This window comes from Oryzomonas japonica (assembly GCF_008802365.1).
Classification (GTDB): domain Bacteria; phylum Desulfobacterota; class Desulfuromonadia; order Geobacterales; family Pseudopelobacteraceae; genus Oryzomonas; species Oryzomonas japonica.
The window spans coordinates 295,777-317,879 of record NZ_VZQZ01000004.1 but is presented as its reverse complement, the minus strand read 5'-3'; the positions used below and the strand labels follow the sequence as shown (position 1 = coordinate 317,879).

The following is a 22,103-nucleotide window of genomic DNA, read 5'->3' as shown; positions in this document are numbered from 1 at the left end:
CGTCCCCATCATTCCACGAAAGTAACGCGGTTGACTTCCTTGAGCGTCGTTTCTCCGGCAAGAAGCTTTTCAACGGCGGCCTCCCGCAGAAAAACCACCCCTGCTGCGTGGGCGGCCTGCTTGAGTTGGGTTGCCGGTACCCGGGCGATGATCAGGTCCCTGATCTCATCATTGAATTCAAGAAGCTCCACAATGGCAGTGCGTCCCCGGTACCCGGTCCCGTTGCACTCCTCGCACCCCACCGCCTCGTACAGGACGGCATCACGCGTGCACTCCGGGTCGACCCTTGCCTCCCGCAACTCGTCGTCGGTGTACCGAACCGGTCGGCGGCATTTCATGCAGACCCGCCGCACCAAGCGCTGCGCCATGACACAGTTGAGACAGGAGACAAAGTTGTAGGGATCTATCCCCATGTGGATGAAACGCCCGATTACGTCAAAGGCGTTGTTGGCGTGCACCGTGGTGAAAACCAGGTGGCCGGTCAACGCGGATTGCACGGCGATCTGGGCGGTTTCCGAATCCCGGATCTCGCCGACCATGATCTTGTCCGGGTCGTGACGCAGGATGGAGCGCAGCCCCTTGGCGAAGGTGAGCCCCTTCTTCTCGTTGACCGGAATCTGGAGCACGCCGCGCAGCATGTACTCCACGGGGTCCTCGATGGTGATGATCTTGTCCTCGCCCGTATGAATCTCGGTCAGGGCCGCATACAGGGTGGTGGTCTTGCCCGAACCGGTAGGACCGGTCACCAGTACCATGCCGTACGGTTCGCGAATTTTTCTGCGCAGCCGCTTGATCTCCCGCTCGCATACCCCGAGATTTTCCAGGGACAGTCCTTTCATGTCGCTGGCGATGCTCTCCTTGTCCAGGATACGGATAACCGCATCCTCCCCCAGGGCGCTCGGCATGATGGAAACGCGGAAGTCGATGGACTTTTCGCTGAAACGGATCTTGAAGCGTCCATCCTGCGGGATGCGCCGCTCGGAGATATCCAGTTCGCTCATGACCTTGAGACGCGAAATGATCGGTCCCTGGAAATGCAGGTCGATGGGGTCGTTGGCCCGGTAGAGGACGCCGTCGATGCGGTACTTTATCTCGACGCCGTCGTGGCCGGTTTCGATGTGAATATCGCTGGCCCGGCGGTTAAGAGCGTCAAGAATGGTGCTGTTGACCAGTTTGATGATCGGGCTCGTGTCTTCGGAGATGCTCTCCACCGACAGGACCTCTTCGCCCCGGTCGGTCTCCTTGACCAGTTGCAGCATGAAGTCTTCCGAGACCTCGCGAAGCACCCGGCGCGTGCCCTCCCCCGCCTTGGCAAGGATTGCGACGGCAGACTCAGCGGCAATGCGGAGCTGCAGGGGGCGGTCGAACAGGAGTTCAAGCTCATCCAGCTTCACCACGTCCGTGGGGTCGGCAACGGCCACCACCATGAAGTCCTCGGTCATTTCCAGCGGTACAAAGCGGAAACGGTAGAGGGCATCGGGCGGCAGCGAATTGAGCAGATCCTCATCCGGCTTGAAGCTGGCCAGATCGACGTAGTCCAGATTGAACTGCTCGGCCAGGGCATGGGCCAGGTCGTCGTCGCTGATCAGCCCCTCCTGGATGCAGATTTCCCCGAAACGCAGCTTGCTGGTAGTCAATTTATCGAGCACGACCGGCAATTGATCCTTATCGAGCGCACCGCGTTCGATAAGGATCGTGCCGATTTTTTTCCGCCGGTACGACTGCATTGCCGCTCCTAGCCTACCGTGCCTGCGATCTTGAATATCGGCAGGTACATGGCAACGATGATGATGCCGATCACCACGCCGACAACAAGCATGATGGCGGGTTCAATGGCGGTTGTGAGGACGCGCATGCGTTCCTCCAACTCTTCCTCCAGATAGTCGGAAATGTCAACCAGCATATCCTCCAAGGCACCGGTCGCCTCTCCCACCCCCAGCATGCGCAGTGCCAGGGGAGGCATGATATTGATCCGCTCCAAAGCGGTGGAAAGTCGCCCCCCCTCCTCGATGAACCTGACCGTTTCGAAGAGACGCTTTTCCATGTAACGATTATTAAGGGTCCCGATGCACATGCGGAGCGACTCGATGATCGGTATGCCGCTGCCGAGCACCGTCGCCAGGGTGCGGGTGAAACCGGCCACCGAATACTTGGTGAACACGTCGCCCGCCACCGGGATCGTCAGCTTGAAGCGATCGACCGTGTAGCGCCCGGACTCGGTGCCGACCCAGGTGCGGTACGCGTAAACCGAACCGATCACCAACAACACCCCCACCGGGGCGAAATGCCGGAGAAACGCGGTAAAGCCGATCAGCATCCGGGTTGGCGCCGGCAACTGGGAACCGGCGTCGGCGTAAACCTGGCTGAAGGTGGGCACCACGTACAGCAGGAGCAGAGTGATGGCTATGAATGCGAAAACAATGAGTATGGATGGGTAAAACAGCGCCGCGATGACCTTCTTGCGAATATCGTCAACCCGCTTGAGGTATTGGATATACCGCCGAATCGTGCGGAGCAGGTCTCCGGTCCTCTCTCCGGCGCGGATGGAGGCAATGTACAGTTGCGGGAAGGCCTGGCCGTGTTTGTCCAGGGCGGCCGAAAGCGCTGCCCCCCCCTTTACGTCTTCACGCACCTGGAGCAGGATCTCGTTGAGCTTGCCCGCCTCATGCCGTTCCAGAATTGCATCAAGCACCTGCATGATCGGCATTCCGGCCTTGATCAGGACAAGCATCTCCTGGTTCAGGGTCAGAAGGGAACGATTATCGATGCGACGGCGCTTCAGTCCCTTTTCAAAGAGAAACTGTAACGGCTTTTTCTTGACCTCAAAAACAAAAAAACCCTGATCTTCCAAGCTATTACGCAATGCAGACGGTTCGTCCGCTTCGATATCGCGAAACACTACATTGCCGTCGGATGTACCGAGTTTACAGGTATAAATCGCCATAACTGCGTTAAAATATCACATCGCACCTTAAATTCAAACACAAAAACCACCGGCTGATGGCCGGTGGTTTTTGTGTCCAAGCCCTGTCGGGGCCTTGGGTAACGTCACGAGGGAAAGGATGAACAGGGTAGTCAAAGCATACCATGCAGTTATGCCCCAGCTACCCCGACCGTGCGCCGCCGCAAAGACGTCCCGCAGCTCTTTGACACCCCGCCATGCGCGTGTAATTCCGCAATTGCCTCAGGATATCTGGGCGTCCACCACGGCAATGGCCGCCATGTTCACAATATCGTCCACGTCATCGCCCCGTTGCAGGACATGAACCGGTTTCTTCATGCCCATGAGAATCGGCCCGATGGCCTCGGCTTCCCCCAGGTGATGCAGAAGCTTGTAGCAGATATTCCCCGAGTTCAGGTCCGGGAAAATAAGGATATTGGCCGCCTCCTTCAGGCTGGCGAAGGGGAAGCTTTTTTGCAGGATCTCCGTGACCACGGCGGTGTCCGACTGCATCTCGCCATCGATGACAAGCCCCGGTGCCTTTTCCTTGACGATCTCCGTCGCCTTTTTCACCTTGAGAGCCTGGGGATGCTGGACCGACCCGAAGTTGGAGAAGGAGAGCATGGCGATCGTCGGATCGATATCGAGCATCTGGGCCTTTTCCGCGGCAAGGATGGCGGTTTCGGCCAGTTCCTCGGCGGTCGGCTCGATGCAGACCGTGGTATCGGCCAAGAGGAAGATCCGCTTCTTGAACACCATCATATAGAGGCCGTGCACACTGGAAAGGCCGGGCTGCTTGCCGATCACCTCCAGGGCCGGCCGGATGGTTTCGGGATAATGGGTATCGATGCCCGAGAGCAGCGTATCCGCATCCCCCTGGCGCACCATCATGCAGCCGAAATGGGTACGCGATTTACGGGTCAGGATCCGCCGGGCCTCGGTAAGGGTCAACCCCTTCCGCTGCCGCAGCCTGAACAGTTCCTGGGCGTAGTCATCCGCCTGATCGCAGTTGGCAGGATCGATGATCTGCACGCTGCCGTTCAAATCCAGGCCCAGCTCCTCCATCTTGGCGTTGATCTTGTCCCGGTTGCCGATGAGGATCGGCTTCGCGATCCCCTCCTCGATCAGGATCTGGACGGCGCGGAGGATCTTCTCGTTATCCCCCTCCGGGAAGACGATCCGCTTGGGGTCGCTCTTGGCCTTGTTGATGATCAGGCGCATGGTCTCCTTGGCCTTGCCCTGCAGCGACTCCAACTGTTCCACATACTTGTCCATGTCCGCAATCGGCTGCCGGGCAACGCCCGAATCCATGGCGGCCTTGGCGATTGCCGGCGCCACCCGCAGCAGGGCACGGGGATCGAACGGCTTGGGAATGATGTAGTCGCGGCCGAAGGAGAACTTGACGTTGCCGTAAGCCCGGCAGACCGAATCGGGGCATTCCTCCCGGGCCAATCCCGCCAGGGCGAAGACAGCGGCCTTTTTCATCTCCTCGTTGATGGTCGTGGCGCGCACATCCAGGGCGCCGCGGAAGATAAAGGGGAAACCGAGCACGTTATTGACCTGATTGGGGTAGTCGGAACGCCCGGTGGCGATCAGGACATCGCCCCGCACCGCCCGGGCATCTTCCGGGGTGATCTCGGGGTCCGGATTGGCCAGGGCGAAGATGATCGGATTGGCGGCCATCTTGCGCACCATCTCCTGGGTAAACGCCCCCTTGGAGGAAAGGCCGAAGAGCACATCGGCTCCGCTTGCCGCCTCTTCCAGGGTACGCAGCGGCGTATCGGCGGCAAAGCGCTCTTTGTACTTGTTCATCCCTTCGACGCGCCCCCGGTAGATCACCCCCTTGGTGTCGCACATGATCAGTTTTTCCCGCTTCACCCCCAGGGAGATGGCCAGATTGGCGCAGGCAATGGCCGATGCCCCAGCGCCGTTTACCACAATCCTGATCTCTTCGATCTTCTTGCCGATCAATTCCAGGGCGTTGATCAGGGCCGCGGAGGAGATGATGGCGGTGCCGTGCTGGTCGTCGTGGAAGACCGGGATGTTCATGGTCTTCTTCAGTTCTTCCTCAATGTAGAAACACTCGGGGGCCTTGATATCCTCCAGGTTGATGCCGCCGAAGGTCGGCTCCAGGAGTTGGCAGGCGCGGATGATCTCGTCCGGATTTTCGCTGTTCAATTCGATGTCGAACACGTCGATATCGGCAAAACGCTTAAAGAGAACCCCTTTCCCCTCCATGACCGGCTTGCCCGCCAGGGCGCCGATATTGCCCAACCCCAACACCGCCGTGCCGTTGGAGACAACGGCCACCAGGTTACCCTTGGCCGTGTACTGGTAAGCATCTTCGGGATTTTTTTCGATCTCCAGGCAGGGCTCGGCAACACCGGGCGAGTATGCCAACGACAGGTCCCGCGACGTCAAACATGGTTTCGAAGATATGACCTCAATCTTGCCTTTTCTGCCGCTCGAATGATATTCCAGTGCACCGGTAATTTTGGCCATTCCGCCCTCCGAATTTAGTTACAATAAAAAACAGGGGTTTAATACCACCTATATTAGCAATATCTTTTACTTAAATTAAAAAAACCATATCCCTAAAACACCGTATTTGTCAAGAAGTTAATATACGCGGATAAAAAAATATTATATTTATAACTAATGATTTGCCTCGCGCGTTTGTGCTGCTACAATCCGGAAACTGCGCACAAAGGAGGAACCGTCATGGAACGGATCTGGGCTCCCTGGAGGATGACGTATATCAATAACGCCGTCCCCCAGGAAGGATGTATCTTCTGCAAGGCCTGGGAGGAAAACGCCGATCGGGAACGGCTGGTGCTGGCCCGAAGCGAACATTCCCTGATCATGATGAATCGCTACCCCTATTCCGGTGGCCACCTGATGGCAGCCCCCGCCCGGCACGTGTCCGACATGAGCGACCTCTCCGATGCGGAGATGTTGGACCTCATGCAGTGCGTACGCCGGGCCCACAACCTGTTGAAGGCCGTTGCCAATCCCCAGGGCTTCAATATGGGCATCAACCTGGGTAAGGCGGGCGGGGCAGGCATCGCGGACCATATGCACGTCCATATCGTGCCGCGCTGGAATGGCGACACCAACTTCATGTCGGTCGTGGGGGATGTGCGCGTCATCCCCGAAGGGCTCCTGGAAACCTATGATCACCTGGCGGAAGCCATCAGGGCTGGAGTAGCGAAGGGATGAAAACGGCCGTCATCGGCATCGATATCGGTGGAACCAACCTGCGTAGCGCCCTGGTCACGGCATCGGGCGCAATCGTTGAACAGCGGCGCAGCACCAGCGGGATCGAAACAGGGCGGGACCGTTTCTGCTCCCGCCTCCTGGCTTGTATCGACGAGTTGCGTGAAGAGGCGGCCCGGCGCGGCATACGGGTGCACGCCATCGGTGCCGGGGTGCCCGGGCTGATCGGGCGGGATGGCCTGATCCATTCGTCGGTCAACATGCGCCCCCTGGAGGGCTTGAATCTGGGCTCCTTTCTGGAAGAGCACACCGGCCTTCCGGCCGCCTGCGGCAATGACGCCAACATCATCGCCCTGGGCGAACAGCGTTTTGGCGCCGGCAAGGGGCTGTCGTCGTTCCTGGTGGTCACCATCGGGACCGGCCTGGGGAGCGGGCTGATCCTGGACAACAGGCTCTGGACCGGCGCAAACGGTTTTGCTGCCGAGTTCGGTCATGTCACCGTGGACCCGCAGGGCCTCCCCTGCCCCTGCGGCAACAGGGGATGCCTGGAGCAGTACTGCTCGGCAGGCGCCGTGGTACGTGCAGCCCTCGAGTTGATCCCGGCGGGCCTGCTCGCCCCTGCACCCCCGGAGCCGAGCGCGGAGGCCGTGGCAGCCCTGGCGCGCCAGGGGGTGGCTGGAGCCCGGACCGTCTTCGAACGGCTGGGAAGATGGCTCGGTATCGCCCTGGGAAGCCTCTCCAACACCCTGAACCTGCAGGCGGTCATCGTGGGTGGCGGCGTGGCCGCCAGCTTTGATCTGTTGCTGCCGGGCCTCCGGGCGGAGCTGTCCCAGCGCTGCTTCCCCCACATTTACGATGGGCTTGCCATCCTCAAGACCGAGTTGGGGGACGACGCCGGCCTCTTGGGTGGAGCAGCCCTGGCGGAAGAGCGCCTCCATGTCCCGCCCCCTCCCCACACCGCGGCTGATGGTGCGTCACTCCAGGCCCCATAGCGTTTTCCCACCATCGCCACTTTTGCATACTTGAAAATTGTGCATGCTGGCGTACAATGTTTCTCCACGCACCATCAACCATACATTCAACAGGAGTCTCCCCATGGATAGACGCGCGTTTCTCAAGACAGCCGCCGCAGCTTCCCTCTTTACCCCCAGCTTGGTCAAGGAAGCCCTGGCGGCAAAGGAGCAGTCGGTGGTCGCGGTGGCCGAAGGCAAGGATTACAGGGCCATCACCCGCAAGGCGGTCAACGCCATCGGCGGCATGCGGCGCTTCGTCAAGGCCGGCGACGTGGTAGTGGTCAAACCCAACATGGGGTGGGACCGCTCGACCGAGTTTGCCGCCAACACCCATCCCCAGGTGGTGCGGGCGCTGGTCGAGGAGTGTCTGGCCGCCGGAGCAAAAAAGGTCAAGGTATTCGATTATACCTGTAACGATTCGCGGCGCTGCTACGTCAACAGTGGTATAGAAGGAGCGCTCAAGGGGATGCGGAACGTGGAGTGCAAGCAGATCGAGCAGGAACGTTTCAAAAAGGTGACCCTGAACGGCCGGTTTCTCAAGGAATGGGAACTGTACGACGAAGTGCTTTCGGCCAATGTCTTCATCAACGTGCCGATCGCCAAGCACCACGGCCTTTCCAAAGTTACCATGGGCCTCAAGAACATCATGGGCATCATGGGAGGCAACCGGGGTTACATCCATCGCAACCTCGACGTGGCGCTGGCGGATGTCAACGCCCGCGTAAGAAGCCACCTGACGGTCATCGACGCCACCCGCATCCTGACCGCCCATGGGCCGCAAGGGGGGAGCCTGGCCGACGTCAAGGTACTCAACAAGGTGATCGCATCCACCGACATCGTGGCCGCAGACGCCTTCGCCACCACCCTGTTCGGCCTCAAACCGGCCGACATCCCGGTTATTGCCACCGCCCACAAGAGGGGCCTGGGCGAGATGGACCTGGGGCGGATCAAGGTCGTGCGGGCCTGACGCCCGACGAATCGAGCCGTCACCCTTTCCGGGAAACCACAGAGGGAACAACGCATGTCAAAACTCGCCATCAACAGCCAGAGATGCACCCGCTGCGGCCTGTGCGCCACCGCCTGCCCTCTGGGCATCATCAGGCTTCCCGAAGGGGAACAGCCGCGTTACGTGGCGGACGGGGCGACCCGCTGCATCATCTGCGGCCACTGCGTGGCGGTCTGCCCGAGCGCCGCGGTGGAGATCGAGGATGCGCGCCTCGATCCGGCCGTGTACGAAACCGGCGAGGCCGAGATTGCTCCGGAACGCTTGGCGGCCTATCTGCGCATGAGAAGATCAGTGCGTAATTACCTGGACACCCCGGTGGATCGCGACACCATAGAACGGCTCCTGGATACTGTGCGTTACGCCCCCACCAGCGGCAACAGCCAGTCCATACGCTGGCTGGTCATTCACAACACCGGCGAGGTGCGGCGCTTGACCGGCCTGGCGGTTGACTGGATGCGGACCGTCATGGTTTCCGACGCGCCGATCAACGCCTATTTCAACTTCGAGGGGATCATCCGCTCGTGGGACAAGGGGAACGACCCGATCTGCCGCAAGGCACCCCATCTCGTCGTGGCATACGGCCACCGGGAGTCCCTCGTGGCCGGGACCGACGCCATCATCGCCCTTGCCCACCTTGAGATCGCCGCCCCTTCCTTCGGCCTCGGCACCTGCTGGGCCGGTTTTTTCCAAATGGCGGCAGCCCGGTGGGAACCGCTGCAGCGGGCGCTGGACCTGCCGGCGGACCATCTGCCGGTCTATGCCATGATGCTCGGCTATCCGCTGCTGCGCTACCAGCGCCCGCCGAAACGTAATCCGCTTACCATCACGTGGCGGTCATGACCGGGCTCTGAAAAGCGCCCGGGGAACGACCGGGCACCCGGCAGAAATGTATCGAACACGATGCGTGTCCCCCTGCAACGTCGCAGACGGTTCCCCGCACTGATTTTTCATCCCCGACAAGGTGACGACATGAAACCGACCTCCGCCCGTATCAGCCAGTTAGCCTTCCTGGCCCTGTTCCTTATTTTGTTCGTCCAGACCGAGTACCGCGGCCACGACGAGATCAACGCCGCGGTGAACGCCTTTTTCCGGGCCGACCCCTTGGTGCTTTTCAGCTACCTTTTGGCCGCCAAAACCTGGACTTGGCTCCTGCTGCCGGCCCTGCTGATGGTGGTGGCAACGCTCCTTCTGGGGCGTTTTTTCTGCGGCTGGATCTGCCCGTTGGGGACCGTCCTCGATCTGGTGACGCCCAAAAAACGCACACGCCGGCCGATCGCCGCCCTCAAGGGAAACCTGAAATATTGGCTTTTGCTGCCGATCCTGGCCGCCGCCCTGTTCAACCTGAATCTGGCCGGTCTGCTGGACCCCATGGCCATCCTCCTGCGGGGGGTGACCTTCTTTCTCTATCCCCTTCTGGGGCTTGGGGCTCGGGAGGGGTGGGTCGGACTCTACCGCCTGCTGGGTGAACGGCGCGACGCCGTCGCTCCGGCCTACGAATTGCTGCACACCTATCTGCTCCCGTTCCGCGAGACCCTCTATCCCCTGGCCGCCTTTTCGGCCCTGGCTCTCCTGGCGATCATCGCCCTGGAGCAGTTTGAGGAGCGCAACTGGTGCCGGAATCTCTGTCCCCTGGGCACCCTGCTGGGGTGGCTGGGGCGTTTTTCCCTCTTCAAACGCATCCCCGCCGGCCTGTGCAGCGATTGCGGCAAATGCCGCGAACTCTGCCCGACCACCTTTGACCGGGACCTGCTGGCCAAGGAGGAGTGCATCCTCTGCATGGAGTGCCAACTGCACTGCCCCCACCAGCGCATCTCGTTCCGCCTCACCCCCGGGCGCACGGGTGCCGGACCGCTTCTCCCGGAGCGGCGGGTCCTGTTGGGGAGCATGGCGACCGGCTTATTGCTGGCCATCCCGGCGCGCTTCCGCCCGCCCGAAAAGGGCCTGCGCCTGTTGCGCCCTCCCGGTGTGCGCAACGAGGACGAGTTTCGGAACAAATGCGTCCGGTGCGGCGAATGCATGAAGGTCTGCCTGAAGAACGCCCTCTACCCGGCCGCCTGGCAGGCCGGCATGGAGGGCATCTATACGCCGGTAGTCGTCCCGCGCCTGGGATACTGCGAATACAACTGCACCCTGTGCGGTCAGGTCTGCCCCACCGGGGCCATCCCCAAACTACCGGCGAGCATCAAGCAGCGTGAGGTGATCGGCAAGGCGGTGCTCGACAAGAACCACTGCCTGCCGTTCGCCAAACGTATCGATTGTATGGTCTGCGAGGAACACTGCCCCATCCCGTCCAAGGCCATCCGCACGCGAGAGGTGGAGGTTCTGGGGCTGGACGGCGTCCGCAAAAAGGTCAAGGAGCCGTATGTCGTGGAGGAGATTTGCAACGGATGCGGCATCTGCGAGAACGTCTGCCCCTTGGAGACAAAGGCGGGCATCGAGGTCTTCGCGGTAACAAACCGGACGCCCATCGCCGAGTCCCCCGGGGACGCAGCAGATACGACGGGGTCGGGGTCGGGGCTGGGATATCAGTGAGGGGGCATCTAGCATGAATCTGACGGACGACGAGCTTATCCAGGAGTTGAGCAACCGCTTTGCCCGGAGCCGCAAGACCTTTTCGGACCTGAACGTGGTAAATCGCAAACTGGTGGAGATGAACCGGCGGCTGGAACAATCCGAGGCGTTGAAGAGCAACTTCCTCTCCAACATCCGCAACGAGATCAACAACCCCCTCAATGCCATCGTCGGGCTGGCCGGCCAGATCGGGGCCCTTGGCCCGGAAGGGAGCGAGGTTGCCCCGCTGGCGTCCATGATCTGCTCGGAGGCCACCAACCTGGATTTCCAGCTCCGCAACATCTTCATGGCCGCCGAGCTGGAGGCGGGGGAGATCGACCCCCACCTGAGCCGGGTGAACGTTGCCGCGGTGGCGCGGGACGTGGCGGAATCGTTCCGGCACCACGCGGCCCGCAAGTCCGTGGCGATCGAACTGGAGCCGTCCCCGGAATCGGCCCCCCTGCTGTTCGACACCGATGCGGAAAAGGTGCAGATCATCCTCTCCAACCTGGTGGCCAATGCGGTCGAATACAGTCGTGAGGGGGGACGCGTCCAGATATCCCTGAACCTCGCCCCGGACGGCAGCTTGGTCGTCGGGGTACGGGACTTTGGAGCGGGCATCGCCGAGGAAGACCAGAGACGTATCTTCGACCGCTTCACCCAGCTTGAAACCGGCACGACCCGCTCCCACCTGGGACAGGGGCTGGGGCTCAGCATCGTCAAGGCGCTGGCCGATCTCTTGCAGGGGACCATCGACCTGGAGAGCACCTACGGCCAGGGGGCGCTGTTCAGAGTCACGCTCCCGCCCCCTGACGGTGACGCCCCCCTCACCACCTTTGCCGAAGGGGGCAACCTGTTCCTGTTCGACGACATCAGTGAAAAATAGGACCGATGAATAAGGAAGACTCCACAAACAGGCACTTTCTGTTCCCCGGCACCCTCTTCGCCGACGCGCGCGATTACCAGATCAGCACCGTGCTGGGGTCGTGCGTTTCGGTCTGCCTGTGGGACACCGTGACCCACGTGGGGGGCATGAATCACTTCATGCTGCCGCTCTGGAACGGCGAGGGCCTGGCAACACCCCGGTACGGCAATATCGCCATGGAGAAACTTCTGCACAAGATGTTGGCTCTCGGGTGCGTGAAAAAGCATCTCGTGGCCAAAATTTTCGGTGGGGCAAACGTCAATGGCACCGGCAACGGTAACGAGATATTCATGATCGGCGACCGCAACGTCATCCTGGCCAATCAACTGCTGGACGAATACGCCATACCGATCAAAGCCTGTGATGTTGGCGGGCGCCTGGGGCGCAAGATCGTCATGCAAACCGGCACCGGCGTCGTCTGGGTGGGCAAACACAAGGTTACCGCCCAGGCGCCATAGCCGCTGCTGCCGGCATTTTTTTGAGTTAACACTCGAACTCCGTGGAGTTATCTGGTATTATTCACCCAGCCCCCTCGTGCGGTCGGTCCGAAAAAAACGCACGGGAGACTCGCCTGTCCAGCCAATGAACGGATTGACGTTACGACCTTTTTTAGCTATTATGCTTAATCCTGATTTATTAACAATCATTTAGCAAATTACTCATTACCAGGCAAGGACAGCAACCTCGATGCAGAAAATACCTCTCATGGTTGCCAAAGCAGGCATGGTGCTCTCGCGGGACGTATTCCGCACGGAATCCGCAAACGGTATCCCCATTTGCGGCAAGGATACGGAATTGACGGATTCGCTCATTGCCCGGCTGGAAAACCTGAACATTCAATCCGTATATGTCGAGGGGCATCCCGTCTGGACGGAGGGTGACCTCAGCCTTGAAGAAACCCTCCACGATCTTGACAACCGTTTTGAAAAGGTTCGTCACGACCCCCTGATGGCGAAAATCTACGATATCTACGCCGAGCACTTGAAACGCTCCTTGGGAGAATCCGGTGGACGAAAAGCGGAATGAACTGAAAAAAATCATCATGGACACCAAAACACTCCCCACCTTGCCCGGTGTCATCAATAAGCTGAACTCCCTGTCCGATAACGACAAATCCTCGGTGCAGGAGATGGCCAGGATCGTCTCCTCGGACCAGGTGCTTTCGGCGCGCATCCTCAGGCTGGCCAACTCCCCCTCCTACGGTTTTTACCGGGTTTCGACCATCTCCAACGCCATGATCCTCCTGGGGGTCAACGTGGTCAAAAGCCTGGCCCTTTCCTCGTCTATTTTCGAGATCATGGAGAAGAACAGCGTCGGCCTGTGGGAGCATTCCCTGGGGGTCGGCGTGGCCTCCAACCTGATCGCCACCAAGCTTAACCTGCCGGAGTGCGAGGAGATCGCCACCGCCGGACTGCTGCACGATATCGGCAAGGTCATCATCAGCCTTAAATGCAGCGAAGCCGAGCAGGAGGTCCGTCGCGTCATCGATCAAAAGCGGGTCTACATGCGGGAGGCGGAGCAGGAGATCATCGATACGGATCACGCCGAGGTGGGTGGATGGCTCGCCAAGAGCTGGTTTCTGCCGGACAAGCTGAGCGAGCCGATCAACTGCCACCACAATGTGGCGGCAGCGGGGAGTCATCGCATCAAGACCGCCGTGGTGCATATCGCCGACGCGCTGATCAAGGCCAGCGGCTTCGGCGACAGCGGCGACAGTTACGTGCCGCAGATTCAGCAGGTCGCCTGGGACATCCTCAAGCTCAACGAGCAGATCATTGCCGACATCGTCGAGGCTCTGGAGGACAAACTGGTGGAGGTCAAGAACTTCAGCCTCGAACTGCAACAGGGCACCGATGCTGTTGCCTATTAGGATATCCCTCGTCTCCTCCGACGTGCAGCTCATCTCCCAGCTGCAATTGCGCCTGCAAAGCAGGGGGCACCAGGCGACCGGCATGTCGTACATCGACAGCGTACTGGGCGCCTTTTATTCCGACCCGCCCGACCTGCTGATCATCGACCTTTCCTCGGACTGCAACGCGGGGACCACGATCATCACGGCCCTGCGCAGCGACAGTTTCTTCAGCACCATCCCGATCATCGGCCTGGTGTCGAACAGTGATTACGACTCCTTCCCGTGGGAGACCTATCCCCTGGACGACTTCGTCTTCCTGCCGCTCAACTTCAGTGAACTCTTCTGCCGCATCGCGCTCTCCTTCTCCCGCCTCAAGCGCATCTTCGACAACAATCCCCTGACGCGCCTCCCCGGCAACACTTCCATCCAGCGGGCCATCGAGGACGCCATGGGCAAGCCTCAGGCGGTCTGCCATGTGGATATCAACCATTTCAAACCGTACAACGACGCCTTCGGCTTTTCCCATGGCGACGAGGTGCTCCGGATGCTGGCCCGCATCATGTTCAACGCCGTTCGCGATGCGGGAGGCGGCTTCTGCGGGCATATCGGCGGCGACGATTTCGTCTTCATCGTCTCCCTGACTCAACTGGAATCGGTGTGCAAGACCGTCATCGATCATTTCGACCAGATCGTTTTGGACCTGTTCGACGAGGCCACCAAGCGGCAGGGGTATTACAACGGCACCAACCGCAAGGGGGAGATGGAAAAGATTCCCCTGCTCTCCATCTCCATCGCCGCCGTACCCATGAACTCGGACAAGATCCGGCACGTGGCCAAGGTGGCCGAGGTGGCCGCCGAACTGAAGAAACTGGCCAAGGAGTCGGAGAAAAGCCAGTACCTGGTGGACCAGCGCAAAAGCTAGTAACGAGGCCACAGCACGGATACAGAAAGGGCGTCCTCCCCAACCGGGAAGGACGCCCTTCTTATTTCGTCTGCAGCTGTAAAGCCGTTACATCTTGTGACACTTGGCGCAGAACTTGTCGTCCTTGACCGAGAAGGCGTCCTTGTCCTTGTTATGGCAGGTCCCGCAGGAGGCGCCCTTCTCCATGTCGGCCATGGTGGCCTTGCCGGTAACCGCCTTGTAGGGGAACACCTTGGTGTGGCAGTCCGCGCACTTGTAAGCCTGAACATGGAAGTCGTGGCTGAAGGTGGCATCGCCGGCATCGGTTTTGAACGTGATGGTGCGGGGTTTGAACCCTTTGTGGCACTTTTCGCAGTCGCCGCTGGACGCAAAGGCTTCCTTGCCGTCGTGGCACGCCCCGCAGGATTTGCCGTTGGCCATGTCAGCCATGGTGGCCTTGCCCGTAACCGCCTTGTAAGGGAACACCTTGGTGTGGCAGTCCGCGCATTTGAATGCCTGGATATGGAACTCGTGGCTGAAGACGGCCTCACCTGCGGAGGTCTTGAACGAGATCTTGCCCGGCTTCATCCCCTTGTGGCACTTGCCGCAGTCGCCGCTGGACGCGAAGGCGTCCTTGCCGTTATGGCACACGCCGCAGGATTTGCCCTGGGCCATGTCGGCCATGGTGGCCTTGCCGGAAACCGCCTTGTAGGGGAAGGCCCTGGTGTGGCACTCCTTGCAGGAATAGGCCTGGGTATGGAACGAATGGCTGAAGGTCGCCGGTGCGGCACCCTTGAGCGTAAAGGTGATGTCCCGGGGTTTCAGCCCCTTGTGGCAGCGGTTGCAGTTGCCGGCGACGGTGAAGGCTTTGGTGCCGTTGTGGCAGGCGCCGCAGGTTTTTCCTTTTTCCATCTCGGCCATGGTGACGCCCCGGGTTTTGCCGCTGAAGATCTTGCCGCCATGGCAGCTCTTGCAGGCGCCGCCGGTCTTGGAAACATGGAGCGTATGGCCGAATACCACATCGGACACCCCCTTGACCTTGTAGACCTTGTCCTGGGTCTTACCCTTGTGGCACTTGACGCAATCCTTTTCGGTCGCCACGCTGAAAGCCTTGACGCCGCTATGGCATGCGCCGCAGGACTTGGTCTTCTCCATCTCGGCCATGGTGAAATGGCGGCGTGTCTTCAGGTCATAGATGGCGTCATGGCACATCTTGCAGTTGTTGTTATATTTGAGCAGGTGACGTTCGTGGCTGAAAACGACCGGAGTCGCATTCTTGAAGGTAAACTTGATGTCCTTGGTTTCGACTGCAGCGGCGCAGACGGCTGTGAGTAAAATAACCGCGAGAACATACACTGAAATGTGCTTCTGCATTCTAACCACTCCTCAATGATAGGATTAAATGGGTTTTTCAAGCGGTTTACTATACAGGAGGGCGTGTTTCCCGTCAATTGCAAAGTAGACGGGCAAACACGGTCGCGAACGCGCCGGTTTTGCGGTTGATACGCCTCCCTACCTGTGATATAGAAATGGGCACATTTCCCCTATTCAAGGTGGACTCACAGATGATGCTCTCACTCGACAATCTCATAGACCAAGCCCTGCGCGAAGACATTCATACCGGAGACATCACCACCCAGGCGCTGATCCCCGCCGACAGCCGGGCTTCGGCCCGTCTGATCGCCAAAGAGGAGATGCTCCTGGCCGGGCTGTCCGTGGCCGAGAGGGTATTCAAACGCCTCAACCCCGCCATAGAGTTCGAAGCCTGTCTGGCGGAGGGGGCACCAGCCGCCAAGGGGGCCGTCATCGCCTCGGTGCGCGGCACCGCGGCCGAGCTGCTCATGGGCGAGCGGGTGGCCCTGAACCTGCTCCAGCGCCTGAGCGGCATCGCCACCCTCACCTCGCGCTATGTGGCGGCGGTGGCGGGAACCGGGGCGCGCATCGTCGATACCCGCAAGACCACCCCCGGCCTGCGGGAACTGGAAAAATACGCTGTGCGCGTCGGAGGGGGCATCAACCATCGGACCGGCCTCTACGACGGCGTCCTGATCAAGGAAAACCATATCACCGCCACCGGCGGCATCGGGGAGGCGATCGCGCGGGCCCGCGCCTATATCCCCCATACCCTGAAGATCGAGATCGAGACCGAGACCCTGGCCCAGGTCAAGGAGGCGCTGGCGAGCGGCGCCGACATCATCATGCTGGACAACATGAACCTCGCGGACATGCGTTCCGCCGTGACGGCCATTGCCGGCCGCGCGCTGGTCGAGGCATCCGGTGGGGTTAATCTGGAAACGGTGCGCGCCATCGCCGAAACCGGGGTCGACATCATTTCCGTCGGCGCCCTGACCCATTCGGCCCGGGCCATGGATATCTCCATGCTGCTGGACTAACCGCTACCCCCTGCAGGAGTCGTTCAATGCACCAGAAGGCAGCTGTCATCCTGCGATTTTTCCGGCAACAGAGCGGGTTCGTTTCCGGCGAGCAACTCAGCAGGGAACTCGGCATCTCACGCACCGCGGTCTGGAAACACATCTCGGCACTCAGAGGCGCCGGGTACCGGGTGGAGGCGGTTCCCTCCCGGGGATACCGGCTGCTTTCGTCGCCCGACACCCTGGCGGCCGAAGAAATAAGCGTGCAGTTGAACAGTGGGCTCATCGGCACCCGGCTGGTCAACCTGGCCACCACGACCTCCACCAATTTCGAGGCCTTTCGCCTCGCGGAAGAGGGAGCTGGCGAGGGGACGGTGGTAACCGCCGAGGAGCAGAGCAAGGGCAAGGGACGCCTGGGGCGCATCTGGTCGTCTCCGCCGGGGGCCAACCTCTACTGTTCGGTCATCCTGCGCCCGCGGATCAAGCCCTTCGAGGCCCCCCAACTCACCTTCCTCTCCGCCGTCGCCACCGCCCGGGCCATCGAGCAGACCACCGGCCTGAAGCCGGAGATCAAATGGCCCAACGACGTGCTGATCGACGGCAAAAAGGTGGCCGGGCTGCTTAACGAAATGAGCGCCGAGACCGACGGCATCAACGACGGCATCAATTTCGTCATCCTGGGGATCGGCGTCAACCTGAACATGACGGCCGACCAGTTCCCCGGCGACCTGCGCCACCCCGCCACCTCGCTCCTCATCGAGGGGGGGGCCAAGATCAGCCGGGCGCGGTTCACGGCATTTCTCCTGAACGAACTGGACCGGCTCTATGCCGGCTTTCTCGACCACGGCTTCGTCCAGGTGCGTCGTGAATGGCAGGAACGCTGCAACGCCAACGGCCGCGAGGTGGTGGTCAGCAACCACGGCCGTGACGACATCCGGGGGCTGTTCGCCGGCATCGATGGCGACGGCGCCCTGCTGCTGCGCCACCCGGACGGCACGATCGAACGAATACTCAGTGGGGATGTGAGGGTGCTCTGAAATGCTCCTGGTGATTGACGTCGGCAACAGCAATATCGTTTTGGGAATCTATGAGGGGCCGCAGCTCATGCGCAACTGGCGGCTCTCCACGGACAAGTCGCGCACATCCGATGAATACGCGGTCCTGCTCCACAGCCTGTTCGGCCAGGCCGGCCTCGAGTTCCCCGCCATAACCGCCGCCATCATCTCCTCGGTCGTCCCCCCGCTCACCGGCGTGATGGAGGCCATCGCCCGGGATTTTTTCAACCTGACCCCCTACGTGGTCGGCCCGGGAATCAAAAGCGGCATGCCGATCCAGTACGATAATCCCCGGGAGGTGGGGGCCGACCGTATCGTCAACGCCGTGGCGGGATACGAGAAGCACAAATGCGCCCTGGTGATCGTGGATTTCGGCACCGCCACCACCTTCGACTACGTCAACGCCCGCGGCGAGTACTGCGGCGGCGCCATCGCCCCCGGTCTGGCCATCTCCCTGGAAGCGCTCTTTCAGCGGGCCAGCAAACTCCCGCGCGTGGATATCGCCAAACCACCCCACATTATCGCCAAGAACACCGTCAACTCCATGCAGGCCGGTATCTTCTTCGGCTATGTCGGCCTGGTGGACGGGATTGTGGAACAGATGCGCCAGGAATCGAGGGAAAAATTCCGGGTCATCGCCACCGGCGGCCTGGCGGCCCTGATCGCGCCCGAATCAAAGACCATCGACGAAGTGGACGAATTCCTTACCCTGGAGGGACTGAGAATACTGTACGAACGCAACAGCTGATTCCGGCGGCACGGAGAAGCGAGCCAATGCAGGCGCTTTGACGGCTGGACCGGGATGCCTTTTTGAGACTGCAGATACATCTTTCTTGTGCAGACACACACGTTGTACGAACAGCGATGAAGTGGCAGCTACGCAGAGGATATCTCATTTATTAAGGGGGCTATGCAATGGGACAGTACGAGACGAGCAAACTTCGGAACCTGGGGATCATCGCACACGGAGGGGCGGGCAAGACCTCGCTGTCCGAGGCGATCCTGTTCAACGCCGGCATGATCGACCGCCTGGGGCGGGTCGATGACGGCACCGCCACCATGGATTTCGAGCCCGAAGAGATCAAGCGCAAGATATCCATCACCTCGGCCCTGGACCATTGCGAATGGAACGGCCATTCCGTCCACATCGTGGACACCCCCGGTTACGGCAATTTCATCGCCGACACCCGCGCCTGCATGCGGGCCCTGGATTGCGCCGTCGTCATCATTTCCGCCATCTCCGGCATCAAGGCGCAGACCGAGGATATCTGGGGGTGGGCCAACGAGTTCGAGATCCCCCGCGTCGCCTTCGTCAACAAGATGGACCGGGAGCGGGCCAACTTTCTCCGGGCCATCGACGGTATGGAGAAGGCCCTGGGAGCGCGGGGGGTGCCGATCCAGATGCCCATAGGCGCGGAGGACACGTTCGCCGGTGTCATCGACCTGATTCACATGAAGGCCTGTTTCTATCCCAAGGACGGCTCCGGGACCTGCACCGAGGGGGAGATACCGGCCGAATACCGGGATGAGGCCGCGCGCCTGCGCGAGTACATGGTGGAGATCGTGGCCGAGGCCTACGACGCCCTGACCGAAAAATACCTGGACAGCGGCGAACTGACCGTGGAGGAGATCGTCGACGGCCTGCGGGTCGGCACCATGCGCAACACCTTTACGGCCGTCCTGTGCGGCTCGGCCGTGCAGAACATCGGGGTCCGGCAGCTCATGGACGCCATCTGCGACTACCTGCCGTCCCCCCTGGACCGTACCAAGGCGGTGGGAACCGAGCCCAAAAGCGGCGCAATGATCGAGCGCGCCCCCGATGAAAAGGAGCCGTTCTCGGCCCTGGTGTTCAAAACCACATCCGACCCCTTCACGGGGAAGATAACCATCTTCAGGATCTACTCGGGGGTGCTCAACTCCGACTCCACCATCCTCAATTCCACCAAGGGGATCGAAGAGCGCATCGGCCAGATCTACGAACTGGAAGGGAAGAAGCAGCACCCGATCAAGCAGGCGGTGGCCGGCGATATCGTGGCCGTGGCCAAACTCAAGGAGACCGTGACCGGCGACACCCTGTGCGATGCCGCCAAGCCGATCGTGTACGAGCCGGCCCAGCAGCTCCAGCCGGTGATCTCCTATGCCATCGCCCCGAAGACCAAGGCCGACGAGGACAAGATCCACAGCGCCCTGCACCGCATGATCGAGGAAGAGCCGACCCTGCAGTCGCACCGCGACCCCCAGACCAAGGAGTTCATCATCTCCGGCATGGGCCAGGTACACCTGGAGGTGATCGTCGAGAAGCTGAAGCGCAAGTTCGGCGTGGAGGTGGTGCTCAAGACCCCCAAGGTGCCGTACCTGGAGACGATCCGCGCTTCGACCAAGGTCCAGGGGAAATACAAGAAACAGTCCGGCGGCCGGGGTCAGTACGGCGATTGCTGGATAGAGATGTCCCCCACCGGCCGGGGCGAAGGGTATCAGTTCGACGACAAGATCGTGGGGGGCGTCATCCCGCGCCAGTATATCCCTGCGGTGGACAAGGGGATTCAGGAAGCGGCCCTGGAGGGATACCTGGCCGGCTACCCGGTGGTGGACTTCCGGGTTGCGCTCTACGACGGTTCCTTCCATACGGTTGATTCTTCGGAAATGGCCTTCAAGGTGGCCGGTTCCATGGCGTTCAAAAAGGCGATGGAGCTGTGCAAACCGGTACTTCTGGAACCGATCGTGAACATGACGGTGACCGTTCCGGACGAAAGCATGGGGGATGTGATCGGCGACCTGAACTCCCGCCGCGGCAAGGTGGTCGGGGTTGAGCCCAAGGCCAACTCCCAGATTATCCGCGCCATCGTCCCCATGTCCGAGGTGCTGGCCTACTCCAACGACCTCAAGTCCATGACCAGCGATCGGGGCCTGTTCAGTATGGCATTCTCTCACTACGAGGAGTTGCCGACGCACCTGTCCCAAAAGGTGATTGCCGAGACTCAGACGGTCAAGAAGGAATAACCGCTTTCGCGGGTTAAAAATCAACGGAGGTTTTTCATGGATTTCAAGTTTGGCAACGACACCAAGGAGCCAGAGTCGGCGGCACCGGCCGAAAAGGGCAGACAGAATATGCTGCTGGTTGTACTGTTGATCCTCGTGGCAGCTTTCGCGTACCTGTATTTCTTCACCGGCCTGATCAAGCCGCAGGAGGCGCAGAAACCGGCCGAGACCCCGGCGCCCCAGGTGGTGAAAAAACCGCTGCCGCCACGCAACGGGCAGACGGCCAAGGACGAGACGGCAGGCGCGCCGGGGGCGCAGAAGAATGCCGCCGCACCTGCGGCGCCCGAAGCCAAGAAGGTGGCCTCGGCCGAGCCCCCTGCAGCCGTGAAAGCGGCACCCGAGGCAAAGGTGGAACCTCCCAAGCCCGAAGCGGCCAAGCCGGCCAAACCGGCGGCTCCCGAAAAGAAACCGGCGGTTCCAGAAAAGAAACCAGCAGTTCCCGAGAAAAAGGCGGCACCCGCGGCAAAAGAGCCCAAAGCGGCGACCGCAGCCAAGCAGGATGCCAAGAAGGCCGTCCCCGTCACGAAACAGCAACCCGCCGGGGCGGTGAAGAAACCGGCACCGGCACAGGGAAGCGACAAAAAATCGGCCGAAGCCGCCAAAGCGCCCGGCAAGAGTCAGGCCGGAGCAGCGGCAGTCCCGGCAAAGAAGGCCGCGCCGGCAACGGCGAAAAAGGATACGGTGAAGCCGAAGCCCGCTCCCGCCAAGGCTACCGGCCCCTGGACGGTCGTCGTGGGGAACTATGTTCTTGAAGAAGCCATGGCGACAGACCTGTCGCGGGTCAAAGGCGCCGGGATCGAGACGGCCGTCAAACCGGGAGGCCGCAAGAAATCAGCCATGAACCGCCTCCTTGCCGGAGAGTACCCGAGCCGCGTCGAGGCCCAGCAGGAGTTGGACAAATTGAAACGTTACACCTCGGACGCCTTTATCATGGATCAGGGAGGCAAGTTTGCCGTGTACGCCGGTTCCTACCTGCTGACGGCCCGGGCCGGTTCCGAGAAGGAACGCCTGGCCGCGGCCGGCATCAACCTGACCGTAAAACACGCCGAGGTATCCATACCGTCGAAGACCCTTGTCGCCGGTACGTTCAGCGACAGGAAAGGTGCCGATGCGGTGCTCAAAAAGTTGAAGGGGCTTGGTATCAAGGCTTCCCTGTCCCATCCGTAACATAAGTACGGCAGGCGGGGCCGGGGCGTAGTCGCTACGCCCTCCCCCCCTGCCGGGAGCGACACA

19 protein-coding genes are annotated in these 22,103 nt (G+C 60.8%); 15 read left to right on the top strand and 4 right to left on the bottom strand.

Annotated elements, in window-relative coordinates; translation table 11 throughout:
* Positions 1-8: 8 nt before the first annotated feature.
* The 3 genes from F6V25_RS09030 to F6V25_RS09020 form a co-directional block, all read right to left on the bottom strand.
* Positions 9-1,727, bottom strand: a complete 1,719-nt coding sequence (locus F6V25_RS09030) for a GspE/PulE family protein (RefSeq protein ID WP_151128268.1) — start codon at positions 1,725-1,727, stop codon at positions 9-11.
* Between the two features lie 8 nt (positions 1,728-1,735).
* Positions 1,736-2,944, bottom strand: coding sequence for a type II secretion system F family protein (locus F6V25_RS09025; protein ID WP_151128267.1), 1,209 nt, complete (start codon positions 2,942-2,944; stop codon positions 1,736-1,738).
* 240 nt (positions 2,945-3,184) lie between these two features.
* Positions 3,185-5,443 carry an NADP-dependent malic enzyme gene (locus tag F6V25_RS09020; RefSeq protein ID WP_151128266.1) on the bottom strand — a complete coding sequence of 753 codons (2,259 nt, stop codon included), beginning with the start codon at positions 5,441-5,443 and terminating at the stop codon, positions 3,185-3,187.
* 219 nt (positions 5,444-5,662) lie between these two features.
* Between F6V25_RS09020 and F6V25_RS09015 the strand changes: the two genes are divergently transcribed.
* The 10 genes from F6V25_RS09015 to F6V25_RS08970 all read left to right on the top strand — a co-directional run bounded on the left by F6V25_RS09015 (position 5,663) and on the right by F6V25_RS08970 (position 14,425).
* Entirely contained in the window at positions 5,663-6,160 is a 498-nt protein-coding gene (locus F6V25_RS09015) for an HIT family protein (RefSeq protein ID WP_151128265.1), read from the top strand.
* The gene (locus F6V25_RS09010; protein WP_151128264.1) at positions 6,157-7,149 is read left to right on the top strand and encodes an ROK family protein; all 993 of its coding nucleotides are present in this window, start codon (positions 6,157-6,159) and stop codon (positions 7,147-7,149) included. The genes F6V25_RS09015 and F6V25_RS09010 overlap by 4 nt, the downstream gene beginning before the upstream one ends.
* Before the next feature lie 103 nt (positions 7,150-7,252).
* On the top strand, positions 7,253-8,137 hold the full coding sequence (locus F6V25_RS09005) for a DUF362 domain-containing protein (RefSeq protein WP_151128263.1): 885 nt from the start codon (positions 7,253-7,255) through the stop codon (positions 8,135-8,137).
* Positions 8,138-8,191: 54 nt separating this feature from the next.
* Positions 8,192-9,016 (top strand): nitroreductase family protein, encoded by an 825-nt coding sequence (locus F6V25_RS09000; protein ID WP_151128262.1) that lies wholly within the window; start codon positions 8,192-8,194, stop codon positions 9,014-9,016.
* Between the two features lie 129 nt (positions 9,017-9,145).
* Positions 9,146-10,708 carry a 4Fe-4S binding protein gene (locus tag F6V25_RS08995; protein ID WP_151128261.1) on the top strand — a complete coding sequence of 521 codons (1,563 nt, stop codon included), beginning with the start codon at positions 9,146-9,148 and terminating at the stop codon, positions 10,706-10,708.
* A gap of 13 nt (positions 10,709-10,721) precedes the next feature.
* On the top strand, positions 10,722-11,612 hold the full coding sequence (locus F6V25_RS08990) for a sensor histidine kinase (protein WP_151128260.1): 891 nt from the start codon (positions 10,722-10,724) through the stop codon (positions 11,610-11,612).
* A 5-nt stretch (positions 11,613-11,617) separates the two neighbouring features.
* Positions 11,618-12,109 carry a chemotaxis protein CheD gene (locus F6V25_RS08985; RefSeq protein ID WP_151128259.1) on the top strand — a complete coding sequence of 164 codons (492 nt, stop codon included), beginning with the start codon at positions 11,618-11,620 and terminating at the stop codon, positions 12,107-12,109.
* 229 nt (positions 12,110-12,338) lie between these two features.
* On the top strand, positions 12,339-12,677 hold the full coding sequence (locus F6V25_RS08980) for a hypothetical protein (protein WP_151128258.1): 339 nt from the start codon (positions 12,339-12,341) through the stop codon (positions 12,675-12,677).
* The gene (locus F6V25_RS08975; RefSeq protein WP_151128257.1) at positions 12,658-13,521 is read left to right on the top strand and encodes an HDOD domain-containing protein; all 864 of its coding nucleotides are present in this window, start codon (positions 12,658-12,660) and stop codon (positions 13,519-13,521) included. The genes F6V25_RS08980 and F6V25_RS08975 overlap by 20 nt, the downstream gene beginning before the upstream one ends.
* A complete protein-coding gene (locus tag F6V25_RS08970; RefSeq protein ID WP_151128256.1) occupies positions 13,505-14,425 on the top strand; it encodes a diguanylate cyclase in 921 nt (306 codons plus the stop codon). Before F6V25_RS08975 ends, F6V25_RS08970 begins: the two co-directional genes overlap by 17 nt.
* Before the next feature lie 87 nt (positions 14,426-14,512).
* On the opposite strand, the gene F6V25_RS08965 is transcribed toward F6V25_RS08970, so the two are convergent.
* Positions 14,513-15,778 (bottom strand): c(7)-type cytochrome triheme domain-containing protein, encoded by a 1,266-nt coding sequence (locus F6V25_RS08965; RefSeq protein WP_191966140.1) that lies wholly within the window; start codon positions 15,776-15,778, stop codon positions 14,513-14,515.
* Between the two features lie 194 nt (positions 15,779-15,972).
* On the opposite strand from F6V25_RS08965, the gene nadC reads away from it, so the two are divergent.
* From nadC to F6V25_RS08940, 5 genes are all read left to right on the top strand, one after another.
* A complete protein-coding gene (gene nadC, locus F6V25_RS08960) occupies positions 15,973-16,797 on the top strand; it encodes a carboxylating nicotinate-nucleotide diphosphorylase (RefSeq protein WP_151128296.1) in 825 nt (274 codons plus the stop codon).
* Between the two features lie 26 nt (positions 16,798-16,823).
* Complete coding sequence (locus F6V25_RS08955) at positions 16,824-17,813, top strand: biotin--[acetyl-CoA-carboxylase] ligase (RefSeq protein ID WP_151128255.1); 990 nt, start codon at positions 16,824-16,826, stop codon at positions 17,811-17,813.
* Between the two features lies 1 nt (position 17,814).
* Positions 17,815-18,579: a type III pantothenate kinase gene (locus F6V25_RS08950; RefSeq protein ID WP_149306114.1), complete on the top strand. Its 765-nt coding sequence runs from the start codon at positions 17,815-17,817 to the stop codon at positions 18,577-18,579.
* Between the two features lie 167 nt (positions 18,580-18,746).
* Positions 18,747-20,831 (top strand): elongation factor G, encoded by a 2,085-nt coding sequence (gene fusA, locus F6V25_RS08945; protein ID WP_151128254.1) that lies wholly within the window; start codon positions 18,747-18,749, stop codon positions 20,829-20,831.
* Between the two features lie 36 nt (positions 20,832-20,867).
* Positions 20,868-22,037: an SPOR domain-containing protein gene (locus tag F6V25_RS08940; RefSeq protein WP_151128253.1), complete on the top strand. Its 1,170-nt coding sequence runs from the start codon at positions 20,868-20,870 to the stop codon at positions 22,035-22,037.
* Positions 22,038-22,103 lie beyond the last annotated feature (66 nt).

Excerpts from the sequence above, each read along its gene's own strand:
- F6V25_RS09030 (WP_151128268.1), bottom strand. The coding sequence starts at position 1,727 with ATGCAGTCGTACCGGCGGAAAAAAATCGGCACGATCCTTATCGAACGC.
- F6V25_RS09025 (WP_151128267.1), bottom strand. The coding sequence starts at position 2,944 with ATGGCGATTTATACCTGTAAACTCGGTACATCCGACGGCAATGTAGTG.
- F6V25_RS09020 (WP_151128266.1), bottom strand. The coding sequence starts at position 5,443 with ATGGCCAAAATTACCGGTGCACTGGAATATCATTCGAGCGGCAGAAAA.
- F6V25_RS09015 (WP_151128265.1), top strand. The coding sequence starts at position 5,663 with ATGGAACGGATCTGGGCTCCCTGGAGGATGACGTATATCAATAACGCC.
- F6V25_RS09010 (WP_151128264.1), top strand. The coding sequence starts at position 6,157 with ATGAAAACGGCCGTCATCGGCATCGATATCGGTGGAACCAACCTGCGT.
- F6V25_RS09005 (WP_151128263.1), top strand. The coding sequence starts at position 7,253 with ATGGATAGACGCGCGTTTCTCAAGACAGCCGCCGCAGCTTCCCTCTTT.
- F6V25_RS09000 (WP_151128262.1), top strand. The coding sequence starts at position 8,192 with ATGTCAAAACTCGCCATCAACAGCCAGAGATGCACCCGCTGCGGCCTG.
- F6V25_RS08995 (WP_151128261.1), top strand. The coding sequence starts at position 9,146 with ATGAAACCGACCTCCGCCCGTATCAGCCAGTTAGCCTTCCTGGCCCTG.
- F6V25_RS08990 (WP_151128260.1), top strand. The coding sequence starts at position 10,722 with ATGAATCTGACGGACGACGAGCTTATCCAGGAGTTGAGCAACCGCTTT.
- F6V25_RS08985 (WP_151128259.1), top strand. The coding sequence starts at position 11,618 with ATGAATAAGGAAGACTCCACAAACAGGCACTTTCTGTTCCCCGGCACC.
- F6V25_RS08980 (WP_151128258.1), top strand. The coding sequence starts at position 12,339 with ATGCAGAAAATACCTCTCATGGTTGCCAAAGCAGGCATGGTGCTCTCG.
- F6V25_RS08970 (WP_151128256.1), top strand. The coding sequence starts at position 13,505 with ATGCTGTTGCCTATTAGGATATCCCTCGTCTCCTCCGACGTGCAGCTC.
- F6V25_RS08965 (WP_191966140.1), bottom strand. The coding sequence starts at position 15,778 with ATGCAGAAGCACATTTCAGTGTATGTTCTCGCGGTTATTTTACTCACA.
- nadC (WP_151128296.1), top strand. The coding sequence starts at position 15,973 with ATGCTCTCACTCGACAATCTCATAGACCAAGCCCTGCGCGAAGACATT.
- F6V25_RS08955 (WP_151128255.1), top strand. The coding sequence starts at position 16,824 with ATGCACCAGAAGGCAGCTGTCATCCTGCGATTTTTCCGGCAACAGAGC.
- F6V25_RS08950 (WP_149306114.1), top strand. The coding sequence starts at position 17,815 with ATGCTCCTGGTGATTGACGTCGGCAACAGCAATATCGTTTTGGGAATC.
- fusA (WP_151128254.1), top strand. The coding sequence starts at position 18,747 with ATGGGACAGTACGAGACGAGCAAACTTCGGAACCTGGGGATCATCGCA.
- F6V25_RS08940 (WP_151128253.1), top strand. The coding sequence starts at position 20,868 with ATGGATTTCAAGTTTGGCAACGACACCAAGGAGCCAGAGTCGGCGGCA.